Consider the following 15,587-nt stretch of genomic DNA (forward strand, 5'->3'; position numbering starts at 1 on the left):
CGTATTTTAGGACGAGACATTGAATCTAATTTCCTCAACTGAACTCCTCTCGCCTAATTCTTTTATCGATACTGATAAGACCACTCATACCTTGTGGTTATTATCAATGGAACTTGTTTGAGGTCACACGCACAAAACCACAAATAATGTATGGTAATGACATAGATTTAATAATATTAATAATATTGTATTACTTAAATTTTAATTATTGATAACTCGCGTGTGCGAAAGGTAAAGGTAGGACTTAGGTATGATTCAAATCGTGATTGATGGGAAATATCGAATCGTCGAGCAAGGACAAACCGTTCTTGAAGCGGCAAAAACATGTGGTTTGGAAATCCCATCTTTATGTGGTTTGAACAAAACAGCGGATAAAGTGCCGTGTGATTTGTGTGTCGTTGAAGTTGATGGCGTTGGTGTCACTCGTTCTTGTGAGCTTGAAGTGTCTAATGGGCTGAATATTACTACCCAGTCAAAACAGTTAACGATTCATCGGCAAGACGCGTTGAACCGCATCATGACCGATCATTACGCCGATTGTGAAGCGCCATGCCAAACAGCCTGTCCTGCTGGGGTCGACATCCAATCTTACCTGCACCATATTGCTCAAAATGATCACGTTAAAGCGATTGAAGTGATCAAAAAGACATTGCCAATGCCGCTTTCAATTGGTCGTGTGTGTCCTGCTTTCTGTGAAACCGAATGTCGTCGTAACTTGGTCGATGAATCCATTGCGATTCGCCAACTCAAACGACACGCTGCCGATGCGGATCTAGCGGCTCAAGAGAGCTACATGCCAGCGAAGAAACCAAATAAAGGCAAGAGCATTGCTATTGTTGGTAGTGGCCCCGGTGGGCTTACGGCGGGTTATTACCTATCTAACGAAGGCTATGAAGTCAGTGTCTATGAGTCGATGCCCAAAGCGGGTGGTTGGCTGCGTTACGGTATCCCTGAATATCGCTTACCTAAGTCGATTCTAGATAAAGAAATCGAGTTGATGTGTCGCAACGGAATGGTGGTTGAGTGCGGTAAAAAACTCGGTGTTGATTTTACACTGTCTGATTTAAGTAACGATTTTGATGCGGTTTGTTTAGCCGTTGGTGCATCGCAAGCGGTCGAGATGAATTACCCGGGTAGCGAACTCGGAGGTTGTTATTTGGGTGTCGATTATCTGAAAGATTACGTGACCGATCAGCAGTACGTCACTGGTAAAAAGGTTGCCGTGATCGGTGGCGGTAATACAGCGATTGACTGTGCTCGAACCGCAGTTCGTGATGGCGCGGATACTACGCTGATTTATCGTCGTACTCGAGATGAGATGCCAGCAGAAGATTACGAAATCGAAGAAGCTGAACATGAGGGTGTGAAGTTCCACTTCTTAACCAACCCTGCAGAAAACATAGCCGATGAAAATGGTCATGTATCAGAAATACGATTAGAACGAATGGCTTTGGGTCCTGCTGATGCTTCAGGCCGCCGCAGCCCTAAACCAACTGGCGAGTTCTTTGTTGAAGCGTTTGATACGGTTATTGCTGCCGTGTCGCAAAAGCCTGATCTGAGCTTTATGGACAATGAAGCGATTGATATTCCTCTTACTCGTTGGAATACCGCAGATGCTGATCCACAAACCATGCATACCGGAACCGGAAATATTTTCAGTATTGGTGATTTCCGACGCGGCCCTGCAACCGCAGTCGAAGCGGTGGGGGATGGGCGTATTGCTGCACAAGCGATCGATCGCTTCTTCCACGGTGATATGGAAAATATTCCGGCCAAACCGTTTAACTCAAGAAAACACAAACAGCTCAAAGCGGTGGATCCTGAGCAATACCAGTCGATACAACGTATGGCTCGTAAGATCATGCCAGAACTAACGCCCGAGCAGCGTGAACAAAGCTTTGATGAAGTAGAAACAGGGTTTGATAATGCTGATGCAATAGCGGAAGCAGCAAGATGTCTAGAGTGTGGTTGCCAAGCCAATACCGATTGCGACCTACGAGACTACTCGACCGAATACAAAGCAACGCAAACGCATCCAGAGTACAAAATCGATGTGGCTTCGAATGAGAGTTGGCAGGCGATTCGTGCTGAAGAAGCGAAGGTCGGGTTAACAAGACAAAAATTTTCGGTCGATGACAGTTCTGAGTTCATTATCTTTGACGCCAACCGCTGTATCAGTTGTGGCCAGTGTATCCAAGCCTGTCGCGAACAGAATGTTCATGGCGTTCTAAGCTTCATGAACCAATCCGATGGCAAGCCTGCTTCGAGGCCTGAATGTCGTCCTAACTTTGGGGCAGACAAGACCGTAATGGGTGACTCAAACTGTGTTCAATGTGGCTCGTGTATTCAAGCGTGTCCAACAGGTGCGATGGTAGACGCGAGAGATAGAAAACAAGGCGACACAGATATTCTCAAGAAGATCGATACTATCTGCACCTACTGTGGTGTGGGCTGTAAACTGACCATGCATGTAGACGAAGCGAAGAACAAAATCCGTTATATCGAGGGCGGTGATTCTCCGGTCAACGAGGGCATGCTGTGTGTTAAGGGACGTTTCGGTTTCGACTTCGTCGGCAGTGATGCCCGCCTTACAACACCGTTAATTCGTAAAGATGGCTGGTTACAACCAGCGAGTTGGGAAGAAGCCATTACGCTGATTGCCGATAAGTTCACGGCTATTAAACAAGGTTTTGGTAGCAATGCTCTAGCGGGTTTCTCATCGGCTAAAACCACCAACGAAGATAACTATGCCTTCCAAAAATTCATACGTCGCGAACTAGGCACCAATAACGTCGACCATTGTGCTCGCCTTTGTCATGCCTCGACGGTGACTGGACTTGAAGCATCGTTAGGCAGTGGAGCGATGACCAATGATATTCCAAGTATCAAGCACTCTGATGTGATCTTTATTATTGGTTCGGATACCACGTCAGCGCACCCAATTATTGGTTCGCACATTAAGCAGGCTGTGAGACATGGTGGAGCGCGATTGATCGTTGCCGATCCAAAACGAATAGATATTGCTGACCATGCTGAGCTTTACTTAGCGCACCGACCGGGTACCGATGTAATGCTGATAAATGGTGTGATGCAGCAGATCATCAAACATGGTTGGTATGACCAAGAGTATATCGAAGATCGTGTGGACGGCTTTGATACCTTGCTTCAAGAGGTAATGTCACCAAGTTATTCACTAGACAAAGTGGAGCTGGTAACTGGCGTTAAAGCGGAAGACATCTTCGCAATGGCGCGATTGATTGGTACTGCAGAGCGTACAGCGGTGTACTACTCGATGGGCATTACGCAACATACCACTGGTCACGATAACGTTCGATCAATCGCTAACCTACAGCTCTTGTGTGGCAATATCGGAATTGAAGGCGGCGGTATCAACCCATTACGTGGTCAATCCAATGTTCAGGGTGCGTGTGACATGGGCGCATTGCCAAATAACCTTCCGGGTTATCAGAAAGTGTACAACCCAATGGTTCGTCAAAAATTCGCGATGGAGTGGGGTGTTTCTGACCTACCGGCTGAAACAGGCTTAACGTTGACCGAAATTATTGATGGAGCGTGTCATCGAGATGTTCGTGGTCTGTACGTAATGGGCGAGAACCCAGTGCTGAGTGACCCGAACCAAGCGCATGTGATTGAAGGTCTTGAAGCGTTAGATTTCCTCGTGGTTCAAGATATTTTCTTAACCGAAACCGCTCAATATGCCGATGTGGTGCTACCGTCTTGCTCGTTTGCTGAGAAGTCTGGTCATTTTACTAATACCGAGCGTCGTGTTCAGCGTATTAACCCGGCGGTATTGCCTCCAGGTGAAGCGAAAGAAGATTGGGTGATTATCCAAATGTTGGCTAATGCGATGGGCGGCAATTGGGAATATGACTCGGTTGCTGATATCACCAATGAGATAGCGCGTGTCACGCCACAGTATGGTGGTTTACGTTGGGAGAACATTACGGTGAACGGCGTGCAATGGCCAAGTAATAAGAACAACCCTGATGGCACACGTATCATGCACCAGACCCAATTTACGCGTGGGCGTGGTCAAATGGAGGCGATTCCGTTTAGATACGCTGCTGAGCTACCGGATGCGGAATACCCGTTAGTATTAACGACAGGCCGTATTCTAGAACAGTTCCACACCGGAACCATGACACGTAAAACAAAAGGGTTGGATAACTTAGCAGGGCCGCGTGCCATGGTGAGTGTTCATGATGCTGAAGCGCTAGGTATCTCGAATGGTCAGATGCTTAAGGTCTCAACACGTCGTGGTGAAATCGAAATCGCGGCCTTTGTGACTAAACGAATGCAAAAGGGTGTGGTATTTATTCCATTCCATTTTGTTGAATCACCAGTTAACCGTTTGACTACCACAGCGACTGATCCACACGCGAAGATCCCTGAATTTAAGGTGGCGGCTGTGCGGATTGATCCAATTCGAGAGCCTGTAATTGAATCTACAGAGACTTAACCTAATCCGCTAATTTAACCGCAGATACTAAAAAGCCGCGTAACTCTCAGAGTTATGCGGCCTTTTTTATAAGCTCTATTAGGTATCAAGTGACCTAGTCAGCAAATCGCTTAGTTTGGAACAATCTCGTTACCGTGAACACCGAATTGCTTGGCAGCGTATGCAACGCGCTCTGCTGGTTTCGGGTATTCAGCCGGTGTACCAAGGTTCTCAATATGGTGCAATCGAGGCAATAAACCTGCGCCGTTCGCGATTTGGATAGCCAAACCTGGACGTGCGTTAAGCTCAAGTACCATTGGGCCTTCTTCTTGGTCTAGAACCATGTCAGTACCCATGTAACCAAGACCTGTCATTTCCCAAGCGCTTGAAGCTAGTGTTAGCAGTTTTTCCCAGTGTGGTACCTGAAGTAGCGCCAACTCTTTACCCGTATCTGGGTGGTGAGTTACTGGGTGGTCAAATTGAACCGCACGAACGGCTTTACCCGTTGCAATACAAATACCTACACCTACAGCGCCTTGGTGTAAGTTAGCCTTACCGTCGGAAGCCGAAGTAGATAAACGCATCATCGCCATCACAGGGTAGCCCTTGAATACGATGATTCGTACATCTGGCACACCTTCGTAACTGAAGCCATCAAAACACTCATCAAACTTGATGAGGTTTTCAACTACCGCAACATCGTTCTTACCACCAAGTGAGAAAAGACCCGCGAGAGCGTTACTGATGTGGCGCTCTACGTCTTCTTCATTGATAGTCGAACCCGATGGCTTGGTGTAAACGCCGTCCTTGTGAGAAGTCACAACAAGGATACCTTTACCACCACTGCCTTGAGCTGGCTTGATTACGAAACCCGGCCACTCTTTTACCATCTTGTGGATTGTTTTTACTTCAGCTTGATGACCAATCACGCCAATCAGTTTTGGTACAGTAGCACCAGCCTGTTCAGCAATGATCTTCGTCTTAAGCTTGTCATCAACGAGTGGATACTTGGAACGATCATTGTAGCGACCAATATAACTATGGTTACGCTTGTTCATTCCCATTATGCCTTTGTCTTTCAACCTAAACGGTGAAGTAAACTGATCAAACATAACTTAGTCCTCCGCTAGCGGTTTAAAGCGACGAAGCTCGGTTAGACGGTATCCTGTGTAGTTACCTAGTAGCAAGATGGTCGCTAGAATAACAAGTTGTAAACCAATAAAGTTAAACGTTAAGTGCTGAATGAACGGGTTAGTCATGCCTAAGTAAACAAGAACCGCAGTAAATAGAGAACCACCACCTTGTAGCATTACTTCTTTCGCGCCTTCTTCTTCCCATAGGATAGACATACGTTCGATAGTCCAAGATAGGATAATCATTGGGAAGAACGTAATGGATAGACCTTCAGTCAGACCCACTTTAAACGCGACCACAGTGAATACAGAAATAATCATGATTACCGTGATGATTACGGCGGATATCCTGGCGACCAGTAGTAAGTTGAGTTTGGACAAGTAACTTCGAATAATCAGACCCGTACCTACGATAAGTAGGAAACCGACAATACCCGTTACCAATTGTGTTTGCACAAAGGCTACCGCAATCAGTACTGGCATGAAGGTACCGGACGTTTTCAGACCGATGATGACACGTAGGAACACAACAATCAGAGCACCGATAGGAATCAGCATGATGGTTTTAAACATCGCTTGCTCTTCTAGCGGTAGGCTGTGAATCGATAGGTTCAATAGCTGGTCTGCAGAGACCTTACTGTTGGTTGCTTCCGTTGGTGAAACCTCTTGAGCAATCATAGAGAAGTGAACTTTACTGTTCTGACCGCCAACAACATCCAGTAGAGAAACGTTTGATTCGTCCCAGATGAGTAGGTTTGGTTGAACTTGTTGTTCGCTTGATTCCGGAGAGAACAGAATCCACTGGTCGTTATCCCAGATCTGAATCATGTTTTGAATCGACTGACGACGACGGCCGTCTTCTAGCTCGATAACACCAACGACTTTGTTGTGTATTTTCGCTGCTGAAAGTAGCTTGTGTGTCGCTTCCACTTTAGTCATGTTATTCAGAATAAGCGCTGAGTTTTGGCTGTCTGGATCGTTAAGTGTTTTGATGAGCTCACGGGTAAAAGTGAGGTTGTCTGCAGAACGCTTTGTCGCTCTATCAATCAATGCAAAAGAAGCGGCTTCTTCAGGGCCGTCGAAGCTTGGCTGTGCGACTTCGCCTTCTGGCGGTATAGCATCAACTTTTGCTTGGTTGTCGACTAGGAATTGTGTTTTGTAGTAGATAGTTTGAGGGCCATCTGCGTATCGAATAGACCACTCTGCGCGGCGACCTGATTCGGTATTCAAGTAAGAGATACCATAACCTGGCGATGAAGCCGATTCGCCGATAAGTGTGTAGTTAGACTGAGTATGAGGAGCCGCTAAGGAAACTTTTGCTTCTTTGCCTACTGCGTTGAACTCGATGCGAGCTTCAACGTCCCAAACCTGTCTGGTTTCCCCTGGAGTCCAAGGTACACCGTAGGTCGTATGTCTGAACATACTCAGTGTTATGCCTGCCACGATAAGCAGGAATATAGAGATATAAAATGGAATTCTTGACGTCATAGCTTACCCTACTATTGTTATTTAACTTCCGTTTGTACGTACTTTTTACTTACATCTACTAGCGCTATGTCTTTGATAAATTCGCGCCCTAGTAATACAGGGTGACTCATTTGAGAGCGATCCGCCAATGTAAATTGCGCTTTTTCATGGATTTTTCCAACTTTAACCCATAATTCAATCACAGCTCGACGTTCTGTCTGATCATTGGTTGATTGGCGGATTTTCACATAACGTACAACAGGCGCTTCAATCCATTTTTGGTCTTCTGCCGCTTGTCCTTGGTCTTCTAGGTGGAACTTAACCCAGTTCTTACCATTTCGTTCGAATTCTTTAATATCGACGGCATTCAAAGAAGAGGTTGTTGCGCCGGTATCCACTCGCGCATCAAAGCTTTGTTTGATTGAGTCGATAGACACTTTTTCGATTCCGCCAAGGATAGTCGGTTGTGAGGTAGGAGCGATAGGAGCCGCTGCAACTGCCACGGGTTCTTCTTCCTCTAGCTCTTCAATGACTTTGTGTTCCATGCTTGTTAGATGAACATCTAACTGATTTGAAAGGGTGATGATTTCGTCTTCTAAGCTTTCAATGTAATCACTTTGATTACTGACTTGCAGTTCAAGATTTTGAACCTTATTTGCGATGTTTGTCTCTGAGCGGGCAATAGCATCGAGAGTTTCTTGGTGGTAGGTAGCACCATTTGTAAGAGTACAACCAGAGAGCAAACCAACCGCCACAATAGGCGATAATCGCTTAAACATAAAAAAACCTTTGAGAATTAGAGAATAGTTCAGACTATTTAGAAGTTTAGCCCACAAAAAAGGATGCGTGAAGCATCCTATTGTAAGAGTCTGGTCATATTGAATCGCAATGTGAGCGCTACGCCAATTATTGCTATTTGGAATAGCTCACTTATTAAACACAAGTCAATTTTTGTTCAATTCTTAAGCTAAGGAAGCAAGGTTCACCGCGAAATTAACAGTGGCTTTTTGACCATGCAAGCAATTGTTTTGCTGCCTTAATAGGCTTGTGCTTTATTTACTCAATATGCCACTGCTTTGTGGGCAGTAAATCTATGGCTTTGTTGCTACCAGAATCGCACGTCTCGGTGCAGGGTGACCTTCAACCGTTTTACTTGGATCGTTCGGATCGAGGTAATCTGGAAGAGAGTTGTGTGTCATCCATTCTGTGGTGCGTTGTTCACCAATTGTCGTGACATTTTCGTCAACGATTCGTACGTCTTCAAAACCAACTTGTTCTAGCCAGCGTTTCAGTGCGCGAGCTGAAGGGAAGAAGTAGACGTTTCTCATTTGCGCGTAACGGTCAACCGGAACTAATACTGCGTTCTCATCGCCTTCAATCACCAAGGTTTCAAGAACCAGTTCACCGCCAGACACCAATTGGTCTTTCAGTTGAATCAAGTGGTCCAGTGGTGAACGACGATGGTAAAGCACGCCCATGCTGAATACCGTGTCGTAGGCTTCTAGCTTTGGGAGCTGCTCAATACCTAGAGGTAATAGGTGAGCTCGTTGGTCATCGCCCATCAACTTACGAATTGCTTCAAACTGAACCAAGAATAGGTGGGAAGGATCGATACCAACCGTTAAGCGAGCACCTTCACCCAGCATGCGCCACATGTGGTAACCATTGCCACAACCTACATCGAGAACCGAACGGTTTTTTAATGGAGATATATGTGGAAGCACACGATCCCATTTCCAGTCACTGCGCCACTCTGTATCGATATGAATGTCGTGAACCGTATAAGGACCTTTTCTCCACGGGTGGAAAGTCTTCAATAAGCTTTCTAGCTTTTTCAGTTCGCCTGTGTGGTATGGCGTAGAACTACCAATCGTCACTGAATTTTTCAGGTCAACTTGATCTGGCACGTCTTGTGGAATCTTGTTTAGTGCACGTAGCCAGCGGTCAAAGTCACCGTGCTCTGCATTTTGCCAATCGGTCAGTTGCTGTGGCAGGACATTTAGCCACGGCTGAAGGCGAGTATCTTGGGCAATAAGTTGATAAAAATTGGCAAAATTAAACATAGGTTTTCACTGAGTTGGTGGTGTAGAAATTAAATTTGTCACTCCATTAAGAGTGTGGACAAACATGCTAGGGAATCTCGTTTATCGTGTTTGATAAGAGATCCCCAATTCGTTTGTTCCTCGCTCTTGAGGATGACATTTTAGTACGTGCTAACGGTGTCGCGACGGTTACGTAATCTAAAATGTTTACTTTATCGCGAACATTGAACCAAAGTTGAAACATTGGAACCAGACTTCGCTGCTTGAGAAGCCAATCTTATCAAATCGCTCTCTGTGAACAGGGATCGAATCCGGGCGCATCACGTTTTCAATTGCGCTACGTTTCTGACTTACTTCTAGCTCGCTGTACCCGTTAGCACGTTTGAAATCATGGTGCAGGTCGATAAGCAGTTCATTTGAGCTTTCATCTTCGAATACGTATTTTTCTGACAGGATTAAGATCCCGCCTGGGCGCAAGCCAGCATGAATTTTCTCAAGCAGAGCGTATCGATCGTCTGGAGAAAGAAATTGCAGCGTAAAGTTAAGCACCACAACAGAAGCGTCTTTGATTTCCACTTCACGGATGTCGGCTTCAATCACTTCTACCGGTGTGTCACTGCGGTAAGCATTAACGTGCAATTTGCAGCGCTCAACCATGGCTTCTGAATTATCGATCGCGAAAATCGTGCAGCCTTCTTGCTGAATGTGACGACGCATAGAAAGTGTCGCAGCACCAAGCGAGCAGCCAAGGTCGTAAATATTTGAGTGTGGCTTTACAAAGCGCTCAGCCAGCATGCCGATTGCAGAGATGATATTGCTATAGCCAGGCACCGAACGTTGAATCATATCCGGAAATACTTCAGCAACCCTTGCATCAAAGGTGAAGTCTCCAATTTTATCAATAGGAGCGGAAAAGATATTGTCTGTGTTGCTCATAGCATTTTCTCTCGACAGTCAGCGTAATTGGCACAAAATTCGTACCAAATAAAAGGGGGCGTATTTTACGTAAAAAAAACGCCACTGTCACGAAAACTGAGATTTAGCTCAAGGTTCGAAGCTACTTACAAGTGAGAGGTTAAAACATCGAGATTTGGTGATTGCCTTTTCGAGCTGGAAACTGAGCCAGTTCGGGCAGTAATAATGACGTATTTTCAGAGACTTGCTTTTGTAGCCTCTTATAAATAGCAATCGCAAGTTCAGGTGCGTGGTTATTGTCTGGGGTGTGGATCATTAAATAGGGCTGCTTGCCTTCATTAAGCCAGTTTGGGATTTTGGCAAACCAAGGCTTAAAAAACTCAATATTAGGTTCTTGGTCTGGGTGACCAATAAATCGAATCATCGGGTTATTGGCGGTAGCAATTGCATGAACAGGAACACGCGGTTTTTTCTGATGCGCATCGATCACCGCTTCTGTGGTGGGTGGCGCAGAGAAAACGGGGCGGCTGTCCATAATGATGCGATTGATGCCTTCCTCAACCAGCCATTGGTTGAAGCGTTTTTCCGCATCGCCCTTATCAAAGAAACCTAAGTGTCGAACTTCGACGCCAAGCTGCATATCTTTTGGGAATAAGGTGCAAAACTTTTGTAGGGCAGGCAGCATGCTGGGCTCAAAACTGTGCGGCAGCTGAATCGTCCATTGACCAATACGGTCATGCAGTGGCGACATCGTCATCAAGAACTCTTTGAGTTCGGCTTGGCAGTGTCTCAGTTGTTGCTGGTGGGTGATGAATTTGGGCAATTTGAAGGTGAACTTGAAATCATCGTGACTGGCGGCTTTCCAATTGTGAACGGTAGACATACTTGGCGTAGCGTAAAAGGTGGTGTTGCCCTCAACGGTATGGAAAACTTGGGTGTATTTTTCCAAGCGTTCGGCAGGCTTGGTGCCTTTACCGTAGAACTGACTTTGCCACTCAGAATGAGACCACATAGTTAATCCAAGTCTTAGAGGTAAAGTTTCTGTTGTTATTACACGATTATCCATCTATTACACCGTTATCCATCACGCCATCAGTCATTACAAAAAGTTTTTGGGTTGAAACGAAAATCTACTTTACGAGAGTTTTGCTGATTAAGGTACTTTCGAGATATAATTATCGCAATTTTTTCGGTTTTGATGAATCTTTGCGCACTTGATGGGCTAAAAAGCAGCAAAGCCAGATAAAACACAATAAATTCGAATGTGGAAGGTCGATTTTAAGCGAGTTTCCGCGTATAAATGTTCCTTTGCTCTGTTGTGTGGAATGACCACTGACAGCTTGGAAATTAGTAAATAATTAAGAGATTGGGAAATTCATTATGCGTACCCATTACTGTGGTAACCTGAACAAGTCCCTGGCGGGACAAACTGTAGAATTGTGCGGCTGGGTAAACCGTCGCCGTGATTTAGGCGGTCTTATCTTTATTGATATGCGTGATCGTGAAGGCATCGTTCAGGTTGTTGTCGATCCAGATATGAAAGATATCTTCCCGATCGCTAACCAACTGCGTAATGAATTCTGTATCAAGTTTACTGGTGAAGTACGAGTTCGTCCGGACAGCCAAGTAAATAAAGACATGGCTACTGGTGAAGTAGAACTTTACGCGACGGGTCTAGAGATCATTAACCGTTCAGAAGCGCTTCCACTAGACTTCAACCAAACGAACTCTGAAGAGCAGCGTCTTAAGTACCGTTACATCGATCTTCGTCGTCCAGAAATGAGCGACCGTATTAAGCTTCGTGCACGTGCTTCTAGCTTCGTTCGTCGTTTCCTAGATGAGAACTTATTCCTAGACATCGAAACGCCAGTACTAACGAAAGCGACACCAGAAGGTGCTCGTGACTACCTAGTACCAAGCCGTGTTCACAAAGGTAGCTTCTACGCACTTCCTCAATCTCCTCAGCTTTTCAAGCAACTGCTGATGATGTCTGGTTTTGACCGTTACTACCAAATCGTTAAATGTTTCCGTGATGAAGATTTACGTGCTGACCGTCAGCCTGAATTTACTCAAATCGATATCGAAACATCTTTCATGACTTCTCAAGAAGTACGTAACGTGACTGAGAAGCTTGTTCACGATATGTGGAAAGAACTTCTAGATGTTGAACTAGGTCAATTCCCAGTAATGCCTTTCTCTGAAGCGATTCGTCGTTTCGGTTCTGATAAGCCAGATCTACGTAACCCACTAGAGCTAGTTGACGTTGCTGACTTGGTTAAAGATGTTGAATTCAAGGTATTCTCTGGCCCAGCTAACGACGAAAAAGGTCGTGTAGCAGTTATCCGTGTTCCAGGTGGTGCTAAGCTAACTCGTAAGCAAATCGACGGCTACGCTGAACATGTAAACATCTACGGCGCGAAAGGCCTAGCTTGGATGAAGGTTAACGACCGTGCTGCAGGCATGGAAGGTATTCAATCTCCAGTTGCTAAATTCCTAAGCGAAGACGTAATCAACGGTATTCTAGATCGTACTCAAGCTGAATCTGGCGATATCATTCTGTTCGGCGCAGACAAAGCGGGCATCGTTGCTGAAGCAATGGGCGCACTTCGTCTTAAACTAGGTACGGATCTAGAGCTAACAGACACATCTGCATGGGCTCCACTGTGGGTTGTTGACTTCCCAATGTTCGAAGAAGACGGCGAAGGTAACCTACACGCAATGCACCACCCATTCACATCACCACTAGGTGTGAACGCAGAAGAGCTAAAAGCGAACCCAGCAGCAGCAAATTCTGATGCATACGACATGGTAATCAACGGCTACGAAGTAGGAGGCGGTTCTGTACGTATCCACAACGCAGAAATGCAAACAGCGGTATTTGGTATCCTAGGTATCGAAGCACAAGAGCAACAAGAGAAGTTCGGCTTCCTACTTGAAGCGCTTAAGTACGGCACGCCACCGCACGCTGGTCTAGCATTCGGTCTTGACCGTCTAGCAATGCTGCTTTGTGGTACTGAGAACATCCGTGACGTTATCGCATTTCCGAAAACAACAGCTGCAGCATGTCTACTAACAGACGCGCCAAGCCTAGCGAACCCAGCATCACTGGAAGAGCTAGCAATCGCAGTTAAACTAGCGAAGAAAGAAGACTAATCAAGCGATTAGCCTAACTTTCTACTGAAGCTTTGAGTTTTCGATAGAGCTAAATTTTGTAGTAGAACAATAAAATGCCCGTTAATTTGACGGGCATTTTTTTTTGCGTTCGATATACTAAGCTCATAAAGCATGTATAAATAATCAGTATTTGAAGTTATGTCTATTATCTTAGGGATTGACCCTGGCTCACGCATTACCGGTTACGGCGTGATTCGTCAAAATGGTCGCCATCTATATTACTTAGGTAGCGGTTGTATTCGCACCTCTGAAAAAGACCTGCCGGGCCGACTCAAACAAATCTACGCCGGTGTGAGCGAAATCATCACTCAGTTTCAACCGGATGTGTTTGCGATAGAACAGGTCTTCATGGCGAAGAATGCGGATTCTGCACTTAAGCTGGGACAAGCGCGTGGCAGTGCGATAGTGGCAGCGGTAAATGCTGATCTCCCCGTTCATGAATATGCGGCTCGTCTAATCAAACAAGCGGTGACAGGCAATGGTGGTGCAGATAAGTCGATGGTTCAGAACATGGTGATGAGCATGCTTAAGTTACCCGCTAAACCACAGGCCGATGCTGCCGATGCTCTAGGCGTAGCGATCACTCACGCCAACACCAATAAAACCTTGGTAGCTCTTGCTGGTAAAGCGACAGGCGCGAGAAAAGGGCGCTACCGTTAATCCCATCCCTCTATTTTCTAATAGCTTGCATTACATGAGCCTTACGCCTCGTTTGGCTCAGTTCAAAACAATACGCCCCTAAATCCTTGATGAAATGAGATCTTTCGAACACAAACAAATAATAACATTGCGCATCATTTAACATTTTATTAACATTGGTTAGAGGTCTAACAAGTTAATCAAGGATGATCACTGATGAACCCTATCAAGCTGTGGCGCGCGTTGTTTCTACCCAAAAGTAATGGGTGGAGTAACAACCAAGTCAGACAAGCCGATATCTTATTACTCTTTACCTTTATCGCCTTCTTTGTGGGTGTCTACAGCTTAATTAAATGGACAAAGCACGAAGAGCAACTTCTGATCACCACATCTGTATTCCTTATCGTGTTTGAACTGATCTCCGCACTGCTGTTGCGTGTTACCAGTAAACCCAGCCTTGCACTTAGCTTTGGTTTTGTCGGGATGGCAGTACACGCGTTGAACATCATCTACCAAAGCGGTGGTGTGGTGGCGTCAACACAGGCTTATTGGGTGCCTTTGTTAGTGGTCGCTTTTTTCTTGTCGGGAACTCGAATTGTCGCCCTTGTATGGAGTGGGTTAGTGATTGGCGTTTCTTTGGTGATGACTTCAGCTCATCTTGATGGCTTTGAATTTCCGCAGTTAGTACTTACTCCGGAAGCGGTGGTGGTTGAAACATGGTCTGGTGTGATCATGCCGCTGGTGGTGATTTGCATTGCTCAAGCGTTTACCGCTAAGCAAAAAGAGGTGGCGATTGAAATGGCAGAAGATGCGATCTCGGAAAGCCAACAGATTGCCAATCAAGCGACGCAAAGTGAAGGTCGACTTTCTATTGTCCTAGACCAAGCTAACTCAAACTCTGAAAGCTTACAGGGCGTATCTGTCCATTTAGATCAGCAGTCTCAAGACCTGCATGCTCAAGTTGAAGTGTTGAACATCAATTGCGAATCTCAGGCGAGTGCAGCAGAACAGATGAGCCAACAACTGCATCAAATGACTCAAGGCATCGAAGAATCTAATTCATTTGTGGGTGAGCTAAAAGAGCGCAGCGAAGCGGTCGGAATGAAAGCGCAAAAGAGCTCAGAATCACTAGAAGCCTCAACCAGTGCAATCAGCCAGATCATTCAAAGTAATCAAGAAATCATGAAAGTCGCTGATTTGATTACCTCGGTTGCCGAGCAAACCAACCTATTAGCACTCAATGCAGCTATAGAAGCGGCTCGTGCCGGTGAGCAAGGACGAGGTTTTGCGGTAGTTGCAGACCAAGTGAGAGAGCTATCGGCGAAAAGCAGCCATTCCGCGATAGAAATTCGAACCTTATTAGACCGAAGTAAAGAAGAAGTGGAACATGGCAGAGCCATCATTGAAACTACGGCCAATGAAATGAACGGCATTATCTCTGAGGTGCAAACCATCTCGACCGATGTTAATCAGCTCACCAATATTATGGCGATGCAGATGAGCTCATTGAAAGAACTCGATCTCGCCAGTTCAGAAGTGGCGCAGAGCGTTGCAGAAACCAAATCCGTGTCAAGTTTAGTCGCTAATTATGGTTCTGAACTGACCGGGCATGTCACCTCAGTAAAAGAACTGGTCGAAGGCTTAAACAGCGTGGTTTCCCAAGCTAAGCAAGCTTAAATAAATCATCCTAATAAACACAAAGAACTGGATAAGCATCCAGTTCTTTTATATTCTGTCCCTCAAATTATATTCCATCAA

Annotated in this window: 10 protein-coding genes; 4 read left to right on the forward strand and 6 right to left on the reverse strand. The window is 45.5% G+C overall.

The genetic code is table 11. From position 1 onward, the window contains the following. Nucleotides 1–250: 250 nt before the first annotated feature. A complete protein-coding gene (fdhF, locus tag AB4274_RS01645; RefSeq protein WP_372110702.1) occupies nucleotides 251–4,480 on the forward strand; it encodes a formate dehydrogenase subunit alpha in 4,230 nt (1,409 codons plus the stop codon). Between the two features lie 110 nt (nucleotides 4,481–4,590). On the opposite strand, the gene AB4274_RS01650 is transcribed toward fdhF, so the two are convergent. From AB4274_RS01650 to AB4274_RS01675, 6 genes are all read right to left on the reverse strand, one after another. After that, nucleotides 4,591–5,571, reverse strand: a complete 981-nt coding sequence (locus AB4274_RS01650; protein ID WP_026084277.1) for an alpha-L-glutamate ligase-like protein — start codon at nucleotides 5,569–5,571, stop codon at nucleotides 4,591–4,593. 3 nt (nucleotides 5,572–5,574) lie between these two features. Next, nucleotides 5,575–7,080, reverse strand: a complete 1,506-nt coding sequence (locus AB4274_RS01655; RefSeq protein ID WP_048659662.1) for an inactive transglutaminase family protein — start codon at nucleotides 7,078–7,080, stop codon at nucleotides 5,575–5,577. A 17-nt stretch (nucleotides 7,081–7,097) separates the two neighbouring features. After that, entirely contained in the window at nucleotides 7,098–7,838 is a 741-nt protein-coding gene (locus tag AB4274_RS01660; RefSeq protein ID WP_372110706.1) for an ATP-dependent zinc protease, read from the reverse strand. 312 nt (nucleotides 7,839–8,150) lie between these two features. Beyond that, complete coding sequence (gene cmoB, locus AB4274_RS01665) at nucleotides 8,151–9,122, reverse strand: tRNA 5-methoxyuridine(34)/uridine 5-oxyacetic acid(34) synthase CmoB (protein WP_017062084.1); 972 nt, start codon at nucleotides 9,120–9,122, stop codon at nucleotides 8,151–8,153. Nucleotides 9,123–9,308: 186 nt separating this feature from the next. Continuing rightward, nucleotides 9,309–10,037 carry a carboxy-S-adenosyl-L-methionine synthase CmoA gene (gene cmoA / locus AB4274_RS01670; protein WP_017062083.1) on the reverse strand — a complete coding sequence of 243 codons (729 nt, stop codon included), beginning with the start codon at nucleotides 10,035–10,037 and terminating at the stop codon, nucleotides 9,309–9,311. 139 nt (nucleotides 10,038–10,176) lie between these two features. Then, a complete protein-coding gene (locus tag AB4274_RS01675) occupies nucleotides 10,177–11,082 on the reverse strand; it encodes a DUF72 domain-containing protein (protein ID WP_372110708.1) in 906 nt (301 codons plus the stop codon). 314 nt (nucleotides 11,083–11,396) lie between these two features. Between AB4274_RS01675 and aspS the strand changes: the two genes are divergently transcribed. The 3 genes from aspS (at nucleotide 11,397) to AB4274_RS01690 (ending at nucleotide 15,506) form a co-directional block, all read left to right on the forward strand. After that, nucleotides 11,397–13,169, forward strand: a complete 1,773-nt coding sequence (gene aspS / locus AB4274_RS01680; RefSeq protein WP_065585130.1) for an aspartate--tRNA ligase — start codon at nucleotides 11,397–11,399, stop codon at nucleotides 13,167–13,169. Between the two features lie 159 nt (nucleotides 13,170–13,328). Further along, a complete protein-coding gene (gene ruvC, locus AB4274_RS01685) occupies nucleotides 13,329–13,850 on the forward strand; it encodes a crossover junction endodeoxyribonuclease RuvC (RefSeq protein ID WP_372110710.1) in 522 nt (173 codons plus the stop codon). Between the two features lie 195 nt (nucleotides 13,851–14,045). Continuing rightward, entirely contained in the window at nucleotides 14,046–15,506 is a 1,461-nt protein-coding gene (locus AB4274_RS01690; RefSeq protein ID WP_372110713.1) for a methyl-accepting chemotaxis protein, read from the forward strand. Nucleotides 15,507–15,587: the final 81 nt, after the last annotated feature.

It is taken from the genome of Vibrio sp. 10N.261.55.A10 (assembly GCF_041470825.1).
Taxonomy (GTDB): Bacteria; Pseudomonadota; Gammaproteobacteria; order Enterobacterales; family Vibrionaceae; genus Vibrio; species Vibrio crassostreae_C.